At 61.0% G+C, this 19115-nt stretch carries 13 protein-coding genes; 3 read left to right on the top strand and 10 right to left on the bottom strand.

Annotated features, from left to right (window positions below):
* The first annotated feature begins 22 nt into the window (after window positions 1-22).
* On the top strand, window positions 23-412 hold the full coding sequence (locus ACN0SD_RS06475; RefSeq protein WP_417807406.1) for a hypothetical protein: 390 nt from the start codon (window positions 23-25) through the stop codon (window positions 410-412).
* Between the two features lie 33 nt (window positions 413-445).
* Here the strand turns inward: ACN0SD_RS06475 and glmM are convergent, their stop codons facing one another.
* The 8 genes from glmM to ACN0SD_RS06435 form a co-directional block, all read right to left on the bottom strand.
* A complete protein-coding gene (glmM, locus tag ACN0SD_RS06470) occupies window positions 446-1789 on the bottom strand; it encodes a phosphoglucosamine mutase (RefSeq protein ID WP_417807405.1) in 1344 nt (447 codons plus the stop codon).
* Window positions 1786-2817 (bottom strand): dihydropteroate synthase, encoded by a 1032-nt coding sequence (gene folP / locus ACN0SD_RS06465; protein WP_417807546.1) that lies wholly within the window; start codon window positions 2815-2817, stop codon window positions 1786-1788. The genes glmM and folP overlap by 4 nt, the downstream gene beginning before the upstream one ends.
* A 40-nt stretch (window positions 2818-2857) precedes the next feature.
* On the bottom strand, window positions 2858-3778 hold the full coding sequence (locus ACN0SD_RS06460; protein WP_417807404.1) for a dihydroneopterin aldolase: 921 nt from the start codon (window positions 3776-3778) through the stop codon (window positions 2858-2860).
* A gap of 94 nt (window positions 3779-3872) precedes the next feature.
* On the bottom strand, window positions 3873-4562 hold the full coding sequence (locus ACN0SD_RS06455) for a cell wall hydrolase (RefSeq protein ID WP_417807403.1): 690 nt from the start codon (window positions 4560-4562) through the stop codon (window positions 3873-3875).
* 251 nt (window positions 4563-4813) lie between these two features.
* Window positions 4814-7357 (bottom strand): putative PEP-binding protein, encoded by a 2544-nt coding sequence (locus ACN0SD_RS06450; protein ID WP_417807402.1) that lies wholly within the window; start codon window positions 7355-7357, stop codon window positions 4814-4816.
* Window positions 7358-7522: 165 nt separating this feature from the next.
* Window positions 7523-9781, bottom strand: a complete 2259-nt coding sequence (gene glyS, locus ACN0SD_RS06445; protein WP_417807401.1) for a glycine--tRNA ligase subunit beta — start codon at window positions 9779-9781, stop codon at window positions 7523-7525.
* A gap of 1 nt (window position 9782) precedes the next feature.
* Window positions 9783-10256, bottom strand: a complete 474-nt coding sequence (locus tag ACN0SD_RS06440) for a DUF6446 family protein (protein ID WP_417807400.1) — start codon at window positions 10254-10256, stop codon at window positions 9783-9785.
* The gene (locus ACN0SD_RS06435) at window positions 10253-11191 is read right to left on the bottom strand and encodes a glycine--tRNA ligase subunit alpha (RefSeq protein ID WP_417807399.1); all 939 of its coding nucleotides are present in this window, start codon (window positions 11189-11191) and stop codon (window positions 10253-10255) included. The genes ACN0SD_RS06440 and ACN0SD_RS06435 overlap by 4 nt, the downstream gene beginning before the upstream one ends.
* A 186-nt stretch (window positions 11192-11377) precedes the next feature.
* On the opposite strand from ACN0SD_RS06435, the gene ACN0SD_RS06430 reads away from it, so the two are divergent.
* Window positions 11378-13168, top strand: coding sequence for a trypsin-like peptidase domain-containing protein (locus tag ACN0SD_RS06430; RefSeq protein WP_417807398.1), 1791 nt, complete (start codon window positions 11378-11380; stop codon window positions 13166-13168).
* 1 nt (window position 13169) lies between these two features.
* Here ACN0SD_RS06430 and ACN0SD_RS06425 read toward each other — a convergent pair whose 3' ends face one another.
* Complete coding sequence (locus tag ACN0SD_RS06425) at window positions 13170-14618, bottom strand: TrkH family potassium uptake protein (protein WP_417807397.1); 1449 nt, start codon at window positions 14616-14618, stop codon at window positions 13170-13172.
* A gap of 162 nt (window positions 14619-14780) precedes the next feature.
* On the opposite strand from ACN0SD_RS06425, the gene ACN0SD_RS06420 reads away from it, so the two are divergent.
* On the top strand, window positions 14781-18212 hold the full coding sequence (locus tag ACN0SD_RS06420; protein ID WP_417807396.1) for a pyruvate carboxylase: 3432 nt from the start codon (window positions 14781-14783) through the stop codon (window positions 18210-18212).
* Between the two features lie 144 nt (window positions 18213-18356).
* Here ACN0SD_RS06420 and ACN0SD_RS06415 read toward each other — a convergent pair whose 3' ends face one another.
* Window positions 18357-18956, bottom strand: a complete 600-nt coding sequence (locus ACN0SD_RS06415; RefSeq protein WP_417807395.1) for an HNH endonuclease — start codon at window positions 18954-18956, stop codon at window positions 18357-18359.
* Window positions 18957-19115: the final 159 nt, after the last annotated feature.

Genomic DNA, 19115 nt, shown 5'->3' with positions numbered 1-19115 from the left:
CGACGAACCTAGCGGAGGCCTTATGGCAAACCTGTCCAAATCCGAGCTGAACGCGATCCATGCCGAACGCACGAAATTTTTTACGCCCCAGTGGTTTGGCGACCTCTTCTCAGGTCGCTTATCGCCCGGTGATACGTTTTGGATTGGCAACTATGGGCCCGCGCTGATCGTTGTGCCGCTTTTGGTGATCGTCGCATTGTTTACGGCCATGGCGATGCCGGGGCATTTGGAGCCGCTGTTCGGGTCGGTCGCACTTGCCGTGGGGCTATATCGGCTTGTCGTTCTGAGCGGATTGGTGCGTAGCGTATTGCGCACGCCGGGGCCAAAAGTCTGGCGCTGGATTGGGGTATTTTGGACCTTGTACGAAGCAGCGTTGCTGATTTGGCTGGGCTCGCGTCTTTTCGGCGGCTGAAGCGTTTACGACGCGCGGTTGCCGCGCCTCCCCTTACGCGGTTTCCGCCTCGACAGCGGCAACGATGCTTTCAACCGCATCGTGCAAAACCGTCTCATCCTCACATTCGGCCATGACGCGGATTAGGGGTTCGGTGCCGGATTTGCGGATCAGCAAACGGCCATGACCAGCCAGTTTCAGCTCTGCTGCGGCTATCACTTTTTCAACATTTGATGCGCCGAGCGGTTCTTGCCCCGCGCGGTATCGCACATTTTTCAACATCTGCGGAACGGTTTCGAATTGATGCACCAGTTCAGAGGCGCGCATCTCGGTTTCCGCCATTGCTGCTAGGAATTGCAGCCCAGCCATTAGCCCGTCGCCGGTGGTCGCGTAATCGGTCATCACAATATGGCCCGATTGCTCGCCGCCCAAATTGAAGCCGCCAGCGCGCATCCGCTCGACCACATAGCGGTCGCCGACTTTGGTACGTTCCAGCCGCAATCCTTGCCCCGACAAGAACCGCTCCAGCCCGAGATTGGACATCACGGTCGCCACCAAAGCGCCGCCGCGCAACTGCCCGCTTTGCGCCCAGCGCGCGGCGAACAGCGCCATGATTTGATCGCCATCCGCGACATGGCCGGTTTCGTCGATGATCATCACCCGATCCGCATCGCCATCCAGAGAAATCCCCAAATCGGCACCGTGCGCCACCACCGCCTCGGCGCAGGTTTGCGTATGGGTCGAGCCACAATTCTCGTTGATATTGCGCCCATCGGGGGAGACGCCGACCGGGATCACTTCGCAACCCAGCTCCCACAACACGGCGGGGGCGGCGCGATAGGCAGCACCATTGGCGCAATCAACGACCACTTTCAGTCCCTGACGCCCACCCTTGGGAAAGGTCGTTTTAGCATATTCGACATAGCGGCCAAGCCCGTCATCAATGCGTTTTGCGCGACCGATGTTTTCAGGCTGGGCAAGGCGGATCTCTTGATCCAGCATCGCTTCGATTTCGGCTTCGGCGGCGTCGGATAGTTTGAAACCATCCGGACCGAAGAATTTGATTCCATTGTCTTTTGCCGGATTGTGGCTGGCAGAAATCATGATCCCAAGATCGGCCCGCATCGAGCGGGTCAGATAGCCCACGGCAGGCGTGGGCACCGGGCCCAGCAGGAGCACATTCATCCCCGTCGAGGTCAGCCCCGCCGTCAGCGCGTTTTCAAACATATAGCCCGACAGGCGCGTATCCTTGCCGATAACAACGCGATGCCCGCGCGAACTATCGGTGCGAAAATACCGCCCCGCCGCCGCGCCAAGCTTCAGCGCCATTTCGGCAGTCATATGGCCCGAATTGGCCTGACCGCGCACCCCGTCGGTGCCAAAAAGCTTTCTGCTCATAGCGCGCCCTCCTCTGGATATCCTCGTGTGATCGCGTCCCAAAGCCGGATGCCTTGGGCAATCTCGGCAACATCATGGACGCGATGGATCTGCACGCCCTGCGCCAAGCCTGCCAAGGTCACAGCAAGCGTGCCGGGCATACGCTGATCGGCCTCTTCTGTCTGGGAAATCGTGCCGATAAATTTCTTGCGCGACGCGCCAAGCAGGAGCGAACAGCCCAGGCCGTGAAACAGGCTTAACCCGCGGATAAGCGCCAGATTGTGCTGCAACGTCTTGCCAAATCCGATGCCCGGATCGGCGATGATATTAGCGCGTTCGATGCCATGTGCCTCGGCCAACGCAATCCTGTCCTCAAGATAGTCATACACGTCGAGCAGCACGTCAGAGTAGCGCGGATCGTCTTGCATATCCTCGGGCGACCCTTGGGCATGCATTAGACAAATCGGCACGCCGGACACCTGCGCCACCTCGACCATCGCGGGGTCGAACGCCATTGCAGAGACATCGTTGAGCATATCCGCGCCCGATTCCAGCGCTTGATCGGCAACTAGCGCCTTGCGCGTATCAATCGAGATCGGCGCGTCAAAATCTATCTGGCGCAAGGCGGCGATCACCGGGGCAGTGCGCGAAATCTCTTCGTCTTCCGAGATTTCCTCGGCACCGGGGCGCGTTGATTCGCCGCCGATATCGAGAATATCCGCCCCTCCGGCCCGCAATTCCAGCGCGCGCGCAATGGCAGCATCCTCAAGGTCAAACTGCCCACCATCTGAAAAACTGTCGGGCGTCACATTCAAGATCCCCATGATCCGGGGCGCGTCCAAAGCCAGCCCTGCAAGGGACGAGCGCGCGCTACACAGGCGGATCATCGCGTCTTCGGGCAGATGCGTGGCGGGAATGATTTCAGGATCGGCGTCGCGCCGGATCATCTCGACCTCGTCAAACCAGCACCAGCCACCGGCCAATGTCAGGGCGCTGTTGGGACGCGCGGTATCGGTGCGCGCAATCGCGCGGTAATAGGTCTTTTCCATGCGATCCATTCACCGCATCGGCGCGCAGAGTTCAAGCGTTTCAGATTGGCTTTGTCGTGATCGGCACGCGACTTCCTGCCGGGGCTGAAATATCTCCGTGAAGTTCAAGGCGCGCGGCGGCCAGATGCTCGGCCAGCCACAGCGTCAGCGCCACGGCATTATGAGCCGGTGCGCTGGGGCCATCGACCGCATCGAGCACGATTTTCGAGGGTGCCCAAACCACCATTTGACCGTGGCGCATCGCCCAGTCGATTTCGGTGCGGGTCGCGACCACGACGCAGCGCGAATCGCGCGCCGCCAGCCGCCATGCGTTTTGTTCAATCGCCAACAGGTCGATGCGGCGCTGGGTCGGCCCCTGCCCGCTTTGCACGACCGCCCCGTCCGGCAAGCCCACGGCCAAAATCACTGGCGCACCCATGGCTTGCAACGCATCGAGACGCATGGCCAGATCGGGGGCATCAATCGCGGCGTTGGAGAGAAACGCAACAACCGGGTGCAGCGCCTCTTCGCCGCCATCGGCGCGCAGGCCCCTGGTTGGGGCCGCTGCACGCGATCGCACGATTTCCACGCCCAAAGCACCGGGGCCCCGATCAAGTTTCTCGATGCGCACGAACACCCGCATCGCTTGCGGGGCCGCCAGCACACGTTCAGCCACACGCGCCGCGAGGGTTTCCAGCAGGTTTACCCGCTCTTCGGCCAACTCAGCCGCGATCGCCTCGGTGATGCGGTCATAGGACAGGATGCGATCGACATCATCTTCCAGCGGCTCGGGCAGTTGACGCACCTCAACAACGACGTTGAATTGCAAACGTTGCGAATGGCCACGCTCTTGCTGGAACGCTCCGATATCTGCCTCAACCACATGATCTCGCAATGAAATTCTATCTCGCGGATCGGTAGGAGCCGAAGCCGCCGCACGCGCCTCGGGATGGGCGAAAGCCAGTGTGATGTCGGAACTCAAGGCCGCCTCCGGGGGTTGCGCAGTCATGGCGAGCATAGAAAAAGGGCGGGACAAAGCCCACCCTCATCCGTCACTTCAGATACGATACGCGACCTCAGTTCGAGGCGGTGCGGATCGGATCGGCATAAAACAGGTGATGTCCAATTGCCGCCGTCTTATCAAAGACACGCGACCAGCGGGGATAGCTGTTGCGGGTGTGGAAATAAGTCGCCCCGTCGGTCAAGCTGCGCGGTGCGCCGTCGATCATCGCACGCGCCACTTTGCCAACGCGCGCGAATGCGCCCGAGTTGTGCACCGCATCGGCGCGACCATCGCAATACCAGCTAAACTGGCAGCCCCGCGAATTGGATTGATGCACGACACCGCAGATCGAGCCAGGGAAGCGCGGATCATCGACCCGGTTCAAGATCACTTCGGCAACAGCTTGCTGGCCTTTGACATTTTCACCGCGCGCTTCAAAATACAGCGCCTTGGAGAGACATTCGAATTGCGCGCCGCCCGTGGCTTTGGGTTGCTGCGCCAGCCAACTGGCCGACAGCACGCCGGGCAAAGCCCCTTTGCGCGCAACAGATTTGGAATGGGCCGGCGCCATCGTCAGCGCGGTCACCCGACGCTTGTCGATTGCGCTCATGGCCGAGCGTTCCTGCCACAGGACAGACATAAGGCCTTGTTCGGCCACTTCGGACGGATCATTGGACTGGCTCACCGTTACTTCGGCACGCAAGCCTCCGGCGAGGGCCAGGAGGACGATCGCGCCCCCCGTCCAGCTTTTCAGCACTGACATGGTTTTCTTCCGATAAGGACAATCGCCACATCCCCCCCAGAGGCGTGACCGCGCCCAGATAACGCCAATGTCAGAAAAAGTCCATAACATGCTGCACCGCAGCACAAACCCTAGTGGATTTGCGGCGGATTCTTGCCAGTTGCTCTGCGGATTTCAGCGCGAGCCTGAGAAGAATCGCATATCTCGGGAACGCGGAAATTACCAACAGGAATTAGTGAAACTGCGCGAGATTTCGCTTATTTACGCGCCCGTCAAAGCCCGGTGCGACCGCGCGGAGCCAAAAGCGCGAAATGGGCCGCGGCCAAGCGCGCCACAGGCACACGGAAGGGCGAACACGACACGTAATCAAAGCCCGCCGCACGACAAAACGCGATTGATTCGGGGTTGCCGCCATGTTCACCGCAAACCGAGATCGTGATGTCAGGCCGCGCCGCACGCGCGCGCGCCGCACCCATCAACAACAACTCGCCCACACCCTCGACATCGAGAATGTGGAACGGGTCCTCGCCATAGACTTGCTGATTGACGTAGGTGGACATGAAACGCCCGGCATCGTCGCGCGACAGCCCGTAGGTCATCTGCGTCAAATCATTGGTTCCAAAAGACAAGAAGGCGGCGTGTTCAGCAATCTCCCCTGCACGCAAGGCCGAGCGCGGGGTTTCGACCATCACGCCCAACTTGTAGCTGAAATCGGCTTTCGTTTCGTTGCGCACGGTGGACGCGACTGCATCCATTCGGGTCTTCACAAGCTCGACCTCACGCGAGGCCGACACCAGCGGAATCATGATTTCGGGCACGATTTCAGCGCCGCGCCGCTTGGCCTCGACCGTCGCCTCAAAAATCGCGCGCACCTGCATATCGTAAATCTCGGGCACGGTGATGCCCAACCGCACGCCCCGCATCCCCAGCATCGGGTTGAACTCGCTCAGCGCCTCACAGCGGCGCATCACATCCGACAGCGGACGATCCAGCGCCTCGGCCAATTCGCGCATCCCCTCGCGGTCATGGGGCAAGAATTCGTGCAAAGGCGGGTCAAACAGACGGATGCAGACCGGCGAGCCTTTCATCAACTCAAACAGGGTCAGGAAATCGGCGCGTTGCATCGGTAGCAGACGTTCAAGCGAGGCGCGGCGATCTTCGGGGCTGTCGGCAAAGATCATCTCGCGCATGACAGTCAGACGATCTTCGTCGAAGAACATATGTTCAGTGCGACACAGACCGATCCCGTCCGCCTCAAACATCAAGGCGGTGCGCGCATCATCGGGCGTATCGGCATTGGCGCGAACGCCGATATCGCGCACCAGATCGGCCCAGTGCAGCAGCGTGCGGAAACCGTCATCAAGCGCGGGCGCAAGCATCTCGGCACTGCCCACAAGCACCTCGCCATTGGTGCCATCGAGCGTGACGATATCGCCCTCGCGGAAAATCCGCCCTTTGGGGCCGCGAAACTGACGCTCGCGGGCGTTCAACTCGATCTCGGAACAGCCCACGATGCAGGGCAGGCCCAGACCGCGCGCGATCACCGCCGCATGAGAGGTCATGCCGCCGCGTTCCGTCAGCACCGCCACAGCGGCGTGCATGCCGCGAATATCCTCGGGCGAGGTTTCGCGGCGCACCAAAATGCATGGCTCGTCGCGCGCGGCCGAGGCCTGAGCAGCAGCGGCCGTGAACACGATCTTGCCCGTCGCCGCACCGGGTGAGGCCGCAATACCGCGCGCCAGCACATCGCGGGGGGCACGCGGATCGACCTGATAGTGCAGCAATTCCGTGATCGCGCGGGGCTCCACGCGCAGCAGCGCATCCTCGCGCGAAATCACCTTATCCTCGGCCAAAGCGACCGCGATGCGCACGGCGGCCCGCGACGAACGCGGCACGCGCACCGCGTCGATCACATGGACTTCACCCGATTCAATGGTGAATTCGATCTGCATCTCTTCGCGCAATTGCACACGGCAGGCGGCGCCATACTCACAAAGCTGGTCAAAAACACGCTGATCGGCCTCTTGCAGCGAGGCACCGCGCGGATCGCGCGTCAGATACAGCGCCTCAATCGCGGATTTGCGCCCCTGACTTTGGCCGCGAAACCGCCCCGTCACTTGGGTCGCGCCCGTCACCGGATCAACGAACTGGATGGTGCCCGAGCCAGACAGCCCCGGCCCGATCCCCAATGCCATTTCCTGCACCAACAGCCCCAGCGTAGCATCGGGCGGCGCGCCTTTGGCTTGACGCAGTAGCCGGGCGGTCGTGCCTTCCCAAGCGCGCGCCATTGAGCGCAGCACCTCGCCCAACTGACGCGCGGGCGATTGCGGGAAACGCTCGTCGGTCTCTTCCTCATAGGCGTCAAGGGCGAGTTCCAGCGCGCCCGGCCCCGGATCTTGCTGAAACATATCAGGATCAAGGCGCGCGACATGGATAGCGTAAAGCTGCACGAAACGCAGATACAGCGCATCCGCCGCCTCAGAGCCGTGGGTGTTGGACAGATGCGCGTGCATATCATCGTTCATGCCGACATTCAGAACCGTGCCCGGCCCACCCCATTCGGGATTTTCCGGGCTGGAGCGCACAGAGACCAGCATTTGCGGGCCGAATTCATTGGCCAACGCGGTGGTGTCAACATTTTGCCCTGCAGCGATTGCTCGCACGGTTTGGGCAGGCAGCGACACGGTTGTTGGCACCGGCAAATCCAGCCGGATCAGCCGTTGCAGGCATTTTGCGCGCCAGCCATGAGTCGCCGTCTCGACCGAGGCCGAGGGCGTCAAGGTGACAAAGTCAGCGATTTCAAGCAGTTTCTGCATTGCAGCATAATTCTCCACACAGGCAGAATAGGGTGATTCCTCGCACTCGCAAGGGCATCGGCACGAGAAACGACGTAGCGTTACCCAAGCGCCCTGCCCCAGAGGTTGGACAGGGGACGCGCGCGGGAGCCTCCGGCGGGAGTATTTTTGGCCAGATGAAAGGGCTTAGCCCTCAATCCGGGTGAGATCGGCCACGCTGAGGCAAATCTGACGGATGCGCGACAGCAGGTTGAGGCGGTTGCGCCGGATCACTTCGCTGTCGGTATTGATCTGCACCGCCTCGAAGAAGGCATCAATGGGGCCGCGCAACGATGCCATCGCGGCCATCGCGGCGGCGAAATCCTCTGCTTCCATTGCCGGTGCGATCTTGGTTTCGGCGGCGTCGAGGTCCGCAAAGAGGGCTTTTTCCTCGGGCGTTTCGGCGAATTTCACGTCTGCGCCAAAGGAGTATTCGACGCCGTCCTTTTCTTCTGCTTGGGTGAGGATGTTATTGGCGCGTTTGAACCCCTGAAGCAGGTTCGCCCCGTCCTCGGTTTTGAGGGTTTCGCTGAGCGCCTGCGCACGTTTCACCACGAGGGTAAGGTCGTCGCTGCCCGGCATCGCGGCGCTTGCCGCCGCAGACTCAACAGGCACGAGCACCGCGTCGATGACATCGTGGCGGATGCCTTGGTCTTTGAGGAAGACTTTGAGGCGGTCGTGGAAGAAGGTGAGGAGGTCTTTACGTGCCTCATCAAGCATGACCCACTGTGAAGCAACTCTTTCAATCGCCGCATCGGTAGCAGATGAAGCGACAAGACCAGACGCACGGATAAGCGACTGGCGCTCATCTTCATCTCCGGTCGCTTTATTGAGTAGTTCACGCGCTACCTGGCGTTGAAATTGATCCTCAGAGAAGTCAATAAAGTCTACGATATTGACGACATTAATGAGGTTGAAACGCAACCCATTCTCCAGCACCAACCGAATAACCCCCAGCGCGGCGCGGCGCAGCGCGAAGGGGTCTTTGCTGCCCGTGGGTTTCTCGTCAATCGCCCAGAAGCCCGTGAGTTTGTCGATCTTTTCGGCAAGCGCCACAGCGACCGAGACAGGTTCGCTTGGCACTGCGTCGGACGGGCCTAAAGGCGCGTAATGATCGCGCACGGCGTCGGCGACGCGATCATCCAAACTAGCACTTTTTGCATAATATCGGCCCATTACCCCCTGCAATTCGGGGAATTCATAAACCATTTCCGACCTTAGATCGGCTTTGGCGACGCGCGCGGCCTCGGCAGCGAGATCGGGGGCTGCACCGACGAGGGGGGCGATTTCGCGCGCCAGTGCCTCGATCCGGCGGACCTGATCACCCACGCTGCCCAGCTTGTTGTGGAAGGTCACGGCATCCAGACCTTCGGCCATGCCTTCCAGCCCGTGGGTCTTGATCATGCGCAGGTCGTTTTCCCAGAAGAACTTGGCGTCCGACAGCCGCGCCGAGAGCACCTTTTGGTTGCCTGCAAGTATAGTCGCGCCATGATCGGCGGTCTCGCGGTTGGCGACCGTCACGAAACCCTCGATCCGACCGGTTTTGGGGTTTCTGACCGAGAAGAATTTCTGATGTTCCTTCATCGAGGTTTGCAGCACCTCGGGGGGCAGGTCGAGGAATTCATCGTCGATCTGGCCCATTAGCGTCACCGGCCATTCGACCAGCCCAGCGACCTCACCCAGAAGACCTTTGTCCTCAACCACTTCCCAGCCCTTGGCGAAGGCCATTTGCTGCGCGTCATGCCAGATCGTGTCGGCGCGCTCGGCCGGGTCGAGCATCACTTTTGCGGCTTTAAGCTGCTTGGCGTAGCTTTCAAACCCGCCGACCGAAAACGCATTGGGGGCCATGAAACGGTGGCCGCGCGTGCTGTCGCTTGCGATGATGCCATCGACATCAAGCGGGACGATGGTCGCGCCGGCCTCGTCGGACAGGATCGCGAGGATCGAGTGCAGCGGGCGCACCCAGCGCAAGCTGCCGGCGCCCCAGCGCATGGATTTCGGCCAGGGGAAGTTGCGGATCGTTTGTTCAAGCACCTCGGCCACGATCTCGGTCGCGGGGCGGCCGGGGCGCTCGATGGTGGCGAAATAGACCTGACCCTTTTTGTCGTCGCGGATTTCCAACTGGTCCTTCGAAAGACCGGTGGCGCGCAAAAATCCGTCGAGCGCCTTTTCGGGGGCGTCGGTGCGCGGGCCTTTGCGCTCTTCGCGCAGGGTGGGCGAGTTGGCCGTCAGCCCCTCGATCGCCAGCACCAGACGGCGCGGCGTGGAAAATGCGCCCGCATGGGCATAGGTCAGACCCGCCTCGACGACGCCATCGGTGATGAGTTTTTGCAGATCGGCGCGCGCACGCGCTTGCATACGGGCCGGGATTTCCTCGGAGAACAGTTCAATCAAAAGATCGGGCATGTTATTTCTCCGCTTCTGAATTCAGTTGATGCCAGACGAAGGCCTGACCATCGGGGTAGATCGCTACGACGCGATCCACGCCGTCGTGAATGTCGTGTTGGGACAAGAAGGCCACGGCGCGCCCGGCCTCAAGATCGGCACCGATGCGCTTGGCGTCATAGCAGTCAAACCATTTCGGGCCGATCAGCGGGGTGGGCGCGTCATAGACCTGAAAGGTTTCGGTGGCGGTGGCCAAAGAGATATCGGTGCGGAAACAGGCCCGGTAGCGCAGCGGAGAGCTGTCGGCATCAATGCCCTGATAGCCTGCCACATCAATCGGGTCGAGCGTGCCGCCAAGTTCGGCCAGCGTAATCGCAGCCGCCGGGGCCGTGGCCGAGACCTGTTCGTAATATCCGTATTCCTGCGCGTAATAGACGCCCGCGCCAAAGGCCAGCGCGATCAACACGATGCCGCCCCCGATATATTTACCATTCACGCTGCGGCCTCGTCTGGCTGCGCGCCCCCTGCCTCGGTGCGCACGAAGGCGTCGGCGCAAGCCTTAGCGAGCGTGCGCACACGGCCAATATAGGCTTGGCGTTCCGTGACCGAGATCACGCCGCGCGCATCGAGCAGGTTGAATAGGTGAGAGGCCTTGATGCATTGATCATAGGCAGGATGCGCCATGATGATCTTGCGGCCCGCATCGTCGGTGTCGTCACTGGCAAGGATGCGGCCACATTCGGCCTCGGCATCCTCGAAATGGCGCAACAGCGTGTCGGTATCGGCCACATCGAAATTCCAGCGGGAATATTCCTGCTCTGTCTGGCGAAACACGTCGCCATATTTCAGCGCAATCGGCGCGGACGGGTCATTATAGGGCATGTCCATGACGTGGTCGATGCCCAGCACATACATTGCCAGACGTTCCAGACCATAGGTCAATTCGCCCGCGACGGGGCGGCAATCATGCCCGCCAACCTGTTGGAAATAGGTGAATTGCGACACTTCCATGCCGTCACACCAGACCTCCCAGCCAAGGCCCCAAGCGCCCAAAGTCGGGCTTTCCCAGTCATCTTCGACAAAGCGGATGTCGTGCAATTCAAGATCAATCCCGATGGCTTTGAGCGAGCCGAGATACAGCTCTTGCAAGTCAGGCGGGCTTGGCTTGATCAGCACTTGATACTGGTAATAGTGCTGCAAACGGTTGGGGTTTTCGCCGTAGCGCCCGTCGGTGGGGCGGCGCGAAGGTTGGACATAGGCCGCGGCCCAAGGTTTGTCGCCAAGCGCGCGCAAGGTGGTGGCGGGGTGGAACGTGCCTGCGCCGACCTCCATATCATAGGGTTGCAGCACCGCGCAGCCCTTGGAGGCCCAATAGCTCATCAGTCGCAGAATGATTTCCTGAAACGATTTCGGAGCGTCGGGATTGGCCATGTCTCACCTCGTATAAAGCGCTTTCTTCCTAGGCAAGGGGGGCGCGCGAAGCAAGGGGGGCAAGGCGTTGCGAGGCGGCCAATTTGCGGCCCAAGCCCCACATCAACGATTTTCCTGCCATTTGAGGGGGTGACGCAGCGCGAGGTTTCGCTAAGTTGCGCGGCAAAACGTGTAAAAGGGTTGGGTATGCGCAAGGGTCACAAAGCGATTTCGGTCATTGTCGGGGCGAGTTTGACGGCGATGGTCTGGACGGGCACCGCATGGGCGCAGGCTTGGGTGCAGATCGAGGCGAAATCCTCGCTGGCGCAGGCCGAAGAGCGCGCGCGCGACTGGTCGGGGATGTTTCCGGACGCCTCGGGGTTCCGGCTGAAGTCGGGCTGGCATGCGATCACGCTCGGGCCGTTCGCGGATGAGCAGGCCGCCGATGATCGCCGTCGTGCGCTGCGTCTAGACGGGCTAATTCCGCGCGACAGTTTCGTGGCTGATGGCGCGCAGTTCACGCAGCAATTCTGGCCCGTTGGGGCAAGCCTAAGTGGCGCGCCGATCAAGCCGGTCGAGACGCAGCCCCTTACCGCGCCCGCCCCTGCCCTTGGCGCGGCATCGGGCGCGGAAACCCCCGCCGCTGAGCCTGCAGCGCCCGCGCGACCCGCGACTGAAACGCTGGCCGACTCGCGACGCCTTGAGGGCGCACTGAGCCGCGATCAACGCCGCGACATTCAAGCTGCGCTGGACTGGGAGGGCAGCTATTCGGGCGCGATTGACGGGCTGTTCGGGCGGGGCACGCGCAGCTCCATCGCCGATTGGCAAGTCAAGAACGGCTTTGAACCGACGGGGGTTCTGTCCTCGACGCAGCAGATGGAATTGCTGGATCGCGTGGCCTCGGCGCGGGCGGAATTGGGGCTGAAAACGGTGGATGAGACCGAGGCCGGAATCTCGATCGAGATGCCTCTCGGGCTGGTGCAATTCGCGCGCTATAACGCGCCATTCGTGAGTTACGCCTCTAAGGATAATAGCGGCGTGCAGATCTTGCTAATCTCGCAACCCGGTGATGCGGCGCGGCTGCGTGGCCTGTATGATGCGATGCAGACGCTGGAAATCGTGCCAGTTTCTGGCGAGCGCAATCTGCGCGGGAACGATTTCACCATTGAGGGCAGCAATAGCGCGATCCAGTCCTACACCCAAGCCACGCTGTCCAAGGGGCTGATCAAGGGGTTTGTGCTGGTCTGGCCTGCGGGCGATGACAAACGCCGCTCCCGCGTGCTGGAGGCAATGAAATCGAGCTTCAAACCGATTGGCACGGCGGCGCTTGATGCCACGCTGGGTCAGCCGATGTCGGTCACCCGCGCGGCCCTGATGGCAGGGATTGAGAAACGCGCGCCGGTGTTTTCGCGCTCGGGCTTTTTCATTGATGACAAGGGCGCGGTGTTGACGGCGGCGCAGGGGCTTGCGCAATGCGGGCGCATCACCGTCGATGACCACCCCGCCGATCTGGCCCATGATGATGCGCAAACGGGGTTTGCGGTGGTGCAGCCGCGTGATGCGCTGGCCCCCAAGGGCTTTGCACAGTTTGCTACCACGCCGCCGCTGGCGGGCGCGCAAATAACCGTGGCGGGGTTTTCCTACCCCGAGGCCCTGCCCGCGCCGGTGTTGAATTTCGGCACGCTGAGCGCGCTTAAGGGGCTTGCGGGCGAGACTGATCAGGCCCGCATAGAGGCCAAGACGCGCGCAGGTGATGTTGGCGGGCCGGTGCTTGATGGCACGGGCGCGGTGATGGGGATGTTGCTGCCGCCTGCGCAGGATGCCAGCCGGATGCTGCCCGATGGCTTGCATGCCGCCCTACAGGCGCAGGCGATGGCCCCGACCCTGTCGCAAAACGGCTACGCCCCCGAGGCGGCCAGTTTTTCAGGCGCGCGAGCCGCCGAAGACCTGCAACAGATCGCGGATAAGATGGTGGTGCGGGTGTCGTGCTGGAAGTGATTTAGGCGCGCCAGAAGCGGGGTAGGAACAGCACGAGCACGCTCATCAATTCGAGCCGCCCGATGCACATCGCCCCGCTCATCAGCCATTTCGCACTGGCCGGGAAATGCGCAACCGAACCATTCGCGGTGATCTCAGGGCCCCAGGCCGGGCCAATATTGGCGATTGAGGTCCATGCGGCGGTCATTGCCGTTTCGGTTTCCAGCCCCGTGAACGTCAGCGCGATGATCAAAATCCCGAAAGTCAGGATGAACAGCGAAAAGAACGCCACGACCGAGTTGACGATGCCATCCTCAACCCCCTGCCCGTCATATTGCACGCGCAGTAGTCGATGGGGCGAATAAAGTCGCTGGATTTGGACTTTGATCGCCTCGAACAGCATCAGGTAGCGAAACACCTTGACCGAGCACGCGGTCGAGGATGTGCAGCCCCCGATAAGTCCCGAAATGATCAGAACGGTAAAGGCGAGATGGCCCCATTGGGTGACGTCCTCAGAGGCGTAACCGGTGCCGGTAAAGGTCGAGACGACGTTGAACGTGACCTCGCGCAACGTGGGCAAGAACGAGGTCTCGTGGCGGATCATCCGGTAGATCACGATCACCGCGATTGCGTAGCCCATCCAGCGCAAAAACGCGCGCACCTGCGGGTCACGCCAAAGCGGCACCACATTGCCCTGCGTCATCTGCACAAAGCGGATAAACGGCATCGCAGCCAGCGCCATATAGACCGAGGCCGCATATTCTGGCGCCCCCTTATAGGTCGCGAAAGAGGCGTCGTAATTGGAAAATCCGCCCGTGCTCAGCGTGGTCAGCGCATGCATCACCGCGTCAAACCCGGTCATGCCCAGCGCCATATAGGTCAGCATGCAAGCAATCGTAAGGCCAACATAAATGCGGATCAGCGCGGTTGAGATATCCATCGCGCGTGGCAGGATTTTACCAAGCGTATCAAAGCCTTCCGAGCGGAAAAACTGCATTCCGCCGACCTTCATCACCGGCAAGAAAATCATCGCAACGATGATAATCCCAAGTCCCCCGAGCCATTGCAGCAAGCCGCGCCACAGGTTCACCCCCGGCGGCAAGCCATCGAGATGCGTAATCGCCGTGGTGCCCGTGGTAGTCAGGCCCGACATCGCCTCGAAATAGGCATCCGTCAGGTCCAGATGCGGCGCGCCCAGCATCATCGGCAGTGCGCCAAACAGTGGCAGCGTCAGCCAGACTGCCGTCGTGAGAACAAAGCTTTGCTGAATATTGAGCGTGCTGCGCAGCGCATCGCGTGAGGCCAATGACAGCACCGCACCGGCGCTGACCGTCAGAATGGCGCTTTCGACAAAAACCATCCAATGGGGCGATCCATACCCCCAATCCACCGCCGCCGGGATCAGCATCGTTAGCCCCAGCACGGAGAGTAGCATACCGATGATATAGCCTACTGGGCGCAGATCGATCATCCGCCCACCTTGCCCAGCAAACGGGGCTAGTCAATAGTCGGAATCCGACTTTGCAAACTCGCCGCGCATTGCCTGTAAATTTGCCGCGCTTTGCAGATAGGTCTTGCGCTGCGGCGCGGCAACGCTACCGTTTGCGGCGTTCTGGTAGATCGGGAGAGACCCATGTTCAACAAGATCCTTGTGGCTAACCGCGGTGAAATCGCCATTCGCGTGATGCGCGCAGCCAATGAGCTGGGCAAGAAAACCGTCGCCGTTTACGCCGAAGAGGACAAGTTGGGTCTGCACCGTTTCAAAGCTGACGAAGCTTATCGCATCGGTGAGGGGTTATCTCCTGTAGGGGCCTATCTTAGCATTGAGGAAATTATTCGCGTGGCCAAGGAATCGGGCGCGGATGCGATCCATCCGGGCTACGGCCTGCTGTCAGAAAATCCCGATTTCGTCGAGGCTTGCGCCAATGCTGGCATCACTTTCATAGGCCCTAAGGCCGAAACGATGCGCGCATTGGGCGACAAGGCGTCTGCCCGTCAGGTCGCGATCAAGGCCAATGTGCCGGTGATCCCCGCGACCGATGTTCTGGGCGATGATTTCGACGCGATCAAGAAAGAGGCTGCCAAGGTTGGCTATCCGCTCATGCTCAAGGCGTCATGGGGTGGCGGCGGGCGTGGGATGCGCCCGATCAATTCCGAGGACGAGCTGGTCGAAAAAGTTCGCGAAGGCCGTCGTGAAGCCGAAGCCGCCTTTGGCAATGGCGAGGGCTATCTCGAAAAGATGATCATCCGCGCGCGCCATGTCGAGGTGCAGCTTTTGGGCGATACCCACGGCGGACTTTATCATCTGTATGAGCGCGACTGCACCGTGCAGCGGCGCAACCAAAAAGTGGTTGAGCGCGCCCCTGCCCCCTACCTGAGTGACGCGCAACGCGCCGAGGTTTGCGCATTGGCGCTGAAAATCGGCAATGCGGTGGGCTATCAAAACGCAGGCACCGTTGAATTCCTGATGGATATGGACACTGACCAGTTCTATTTCATCGAGGTCAACCCGCGCGTGCAGGTGGAACACACCGTCACCGAGGAAGTGACCGGCATCGACATCGTGCAGGCCCAGATTAAGATCGCCGAGGGCGCGACCCTGACCGAGGCGACCGGCGCTGCCGCGCAATCGGACATCCAGCTTTCGGGCCACGCGTTGCAATGCCGCGTGACCACGGAAGACCCGCAAAACAACTTTATCCCCGATTATGGCCGTCTGACCGCCTATCGCAGCGCCACCGGCATGGGGATTCGCCTTGATGGCGGCACCGCTTATGCGGGCGGCGTCATCACGCGCTATTACGATTCGCTTCTGGTGAAGGTCACGGCTTGGGCGCAGACGCCCGATCAGGCGATCCGCCGAATGGACCGGGCCTTGCGCGAGTTTCGTATTCGCGGCGTGTCCACGAATATTGATTTCGTCATCAATCTGCTCAAGCACCCGACCTTTCTGGATATGAGCTATTCGACGAAATTCATCGACACCACGCCCGCGCTGTTCGATTTCAAACTGCGCCGCGACCGGGGTACGAAAATCCTGACTTATATCGCAGATATTACCGTGAACGGTCATCCTGAAACCGCCGGCCGCCCGAAACCCCATGCCGAGGCGAGAGCGCCCCGCCTGCCCGACCTCAAGGGCACGCCGCAGCCGGGCACGCGTAACCTGCTGGAAGCCGAAGGCCCGCAAGCGGTCGCGGATTGGATGAAGGCGCAAAGCAAGCTGTTGCTGACGGATACGACGATGCGCGACGGGCATCAGTCGCTGCTTGCGACTCGGATGCGCTCGATCGACATGATCAAGGCCGCGCCCGCCTATGCGTCTAACTTAAGTGATCTGTTCTCGGTGGAATGTTGGGGCGGCGCGACGTTCGACGTGGCCTATCGCTTCTTGCAAGAATGCCCTTGGCAGCGGTTGCGCGACATTCGTACCCATCTGCCCAACGTGATGACACAAATGCTGCTGCGCGCCTCAAACGGTGTGGGCTACACGAACTATCCCGATAACGTGGTGGAGTTCTTCGTTAAGCGCGCCGCCGCGACCGGGGTGGATGTGTTTCGCGTCTTCGATTCGCTGAACTGGGTCGAGAACATGCGCGTCGCGATGGATGCGGTAATTGAAAGCGGCAAGGTCTGCGAAGGCACGATCTGCTACACAGGTGATATTCTTGACCCCGATCGCGCGAAATACGATCTGAAGTATTACGTCGGCATGGCCAAAGAGCTTGAGGCGGCGGGCGCGCATGTGCTTGGCCTCAAGGATATGGCGGGGCTGTTGAAACCCGCCGCCGCGCGCCAGTTGATTGCCGCGCTGAAATCCGAGGTCGGCTTGCCAATCCATTTCCACACCCATGACACCAGCGGCATCGCGGGCGCGACCGTTCTGGCGGCCGCCGATGCGGGCGTGGATGCGGTCGATGCGGCGATGGATGCGTTTTCGGGTGGCACGTCGCAGCCCTGTCTTGGCTCCATCGTGGAGGCGCTGGCCCATACCGAACGCGACACCGGGCTTGATATCGCCGCGATCCGGCGGATGTCGAACTATTGGGAGGCCGTGCGCCATCAATATGCCGCCTTTGAGAGCGGGCTGGAGGCCCCGGCCTCAGAGGTCTACCTGCACGAAATGCCCGGCGGCCAGTTTACCAATCTCAAAAGTCAGGCGCGCTCGTTGGGCCTTGAAGAACGCTGGCACGAGGTGGCCCAGGCCTATGCCGATGCCAACCAGATTTTCGGCGATATCGTCAAGGTCACGCCCAGTTCCAAAGTGGTCGGGGACATGGCGCTGATGATGGTGGCGCAGGGGCTGAGCAAGGAAGACGTGCTCAACCCGGCCAAGGATGTCTCCTTCCCCGATTCCGTGATCGACATGATGCGCGGCAATCTGGGCCAACCCCCCGGAGGCTGGCCCGAAGGGATCTCGAAAAAGGTGCTCAAGGGCGAAGTGGCGTCAACAGAACGCCCCGGCAAAAACCTGCCCCCCGTCGATCTGGAAAAGACGCGCAAGGATCTGTCCGAACAGCTTGGCATCGCGATCGATGACGAGGATCTGGCGGGATATCTGATGTATCCCAAGGTCTTCACCGATTACGCCACGCGCCACGACACCTACGGCCCCGTGCGCACCCTGCCCACGCCCACGTTCTTTTACGGGCTGGAACCGCAGACCGAAATCTCGGCGGAAATCGACCCCGGCAAGACGTTGGAAATCCGTTTCCTCACGCAAGGCGATACGGATGAGCTGGGCGAGGTGAAGGTCTATTTTGAACTCAACGGCCAGCCCCGCGCCGTGCGTGTGCCCAACCGTGCGGTCAAAGCCACGACGGCTGCCAAACCCAAGGCCGATCCCGCCAACCCCAACCATATCGGCGCGCCAATGCCCGGCTCTGTGGCGAGTGTGGTGGTTAGCGTGGGCCAATCCGTCAAGCCCGGCGATCTGCTGTTAACGATTGAGGCGATGAAGATGGAAACCGGCATCCACGCCGAGCGCGAGACCACGATCAAGGCGCTCCATGTCACGCCGGGCGCGCAAATCGACGCCAAGGACCTGCTTGTGGAGTTGGAATAAGGGGTCGGCGCTTTTGGTGGCCCGCGACGAAAGCATAGCGTCGAGATCGACAGGATCTCGGCGCGGATCTTATCATCGGTGATAGGGCCTCGCGTGGGTATCCTGCCCTATCGGCTTTGTGCAACAAGCCAGCCCTAAGCGCGCTCACGCCTCCAGCTCGGTATCCCAATACAGGAAATCCATCCAGCTTTCGTGCAAGTGCCCGGGCGGGAAACGCCGCCCCGTGCGCTGCATTTCCTCGGGACTCGGGCGGCGCGCGGGTTTTTGCAATGTCAGCCCCGAGCGCGCCAGTGGCTTGTTGGCCTTGCGCAGATTGCAGGGCGAGCAGGCGGCAACGACGTTCTCCCAGCTCGTCACCCCCCCGCGCGAGCGTGGGATCACATGATCAAAGGTCAGATCGCCCTTGGCCCCGCAATACTGGCATTTGAATTCGTCGCGCAGGAAAAGATTGAAGCGCGTGAATGCCACGCGCTTCTGGGGTCGAACATAGTCCTTGAGCACCACAACAGAGGGGATTTTTATGGCTTGGCGCTGAGAGCGCACCACCTCATCATATTCGGCGAGTATCGTGACCCGATCCAGACACACCGCCTTGATCGCCTCTTGCCAAGGCCAAAGCGAGAGCGGGTAATAGGAAAGTGGCCTGAAATCGGCGTTCAACACCAGCGCGGGATGGCGCCGTAAGGCCGCAGGATCGCGGGTGAATTGCGTTCGAAAATCGCTCCTGTCGCAGTGATCCAGCATGGATTCAATCGTCCTCGCCCTGTTGCCGCTTCTGGCCCAGGGGCGGGGTCCGCCCCTGCCTTGTCACCGACTATATATGGCGTTCGCGATCTGGCAAGCCTCTTGATGTCGCGAATTTCTGCCCTGCGGCATGAATATCAGCGCAAGGTGACAGGCTTA

The organism is Thioclava sp. (genome assembly GCF_048263065.1).
Lineage (GTDB): Bacteria > Pseudomonadota > Alphaproteobacteria > Rhodobacterales > Rhodobacteraceae > Thioclava.
This window is presented reverse-complemented; position numbering and strand designations above follow the sequence as displayed.

What these genes read in the sequence shown, in the direction of transcription:
- ACN0SD_RS06475 (WP_417807406.1), top strand. Translation starts at nt 23, where the DNA reads ATGGCAAACCTGTCCAAATCCGAGCTGAACGCGATCCATGCCGAACGC.
- glmM (WP_417807405.1), bottom strand. Translation starts at nt 1,789, where the DNA reads ATGAGCAGAAAGCTTTTTGGCACCGACGGGGTGCGCGGTCAGGCCAAT.
- folP (WP_417807546.1), bottom strand. Translation starts at nt 2,817, where the DNA reads ATGGAAAAGACCTATTACCGCGCGATTGCGCGCACCGATACCGCGCGT.
- ACN0SD_RS06455 (WP_417807403.1), bottom strand. Translation starts at nt 4,562, where the DNA reads ATGTCAGTGCTGAAAAGCTGGACGGGGGGCGCGATCGTCCTCCTGGCC.
- ACN0SD_RS06450 (WP_417807402.1), bottom strand. Translation starts at nt 7,357, where the DNA reads ATGCAGAAACTGCTTGAAATCGCTGACTTTGTCACCTTGACGCCCTCG.
- glyS (WP_417807401.1), bottom strand. Translation starts at nt 9,781, where the DNA reads ATGCCCGATCTTTTGATTGAACTGTTCTCCGAGGAAATCCCGGCCCGT.
- ACN0SD_RS06435 (WP_417807399.1), bottom strand. Translation starts at nt 11,191, where the DNA reads ATGGCCAATCCCGACGCTCCGAAATCGTTTCAGGAAATCATTCTGCGA.
- ACN0SD_RS06430 (WP_417807398.1), top strand. Translation starts at nt 11,378, where the DNA reads ATGCGCAAGGGTCACAAAGCGATTTCGGTCATTGTCGGGGCGAGTTTG.
- ACN0SD_RS06425 (WP_417807397.1), bottom strand. Translation starts at nt 14,618, where the DNA reads ATGATCGATCTGCGCCCAGTAGGCTATATCATCGGTATGCTACTCTCC.
- ACN0SD_RS06420 (WP_417807396.1), top strand. Translation starts at nt 14,781, where the DNA reads ATGTTCAACAAGATCCTTGTGGCTAACCGCGGTGAAATCGCCATTCGC.
- ACN0SD_RS06415 (WP_417807395.1), bottom strand. Translation starts at nt 18,956, where the DNA reads ATGCTGGATCACTGCGACAGGAGCGATTTTCGAACGCAATTCACCCGC.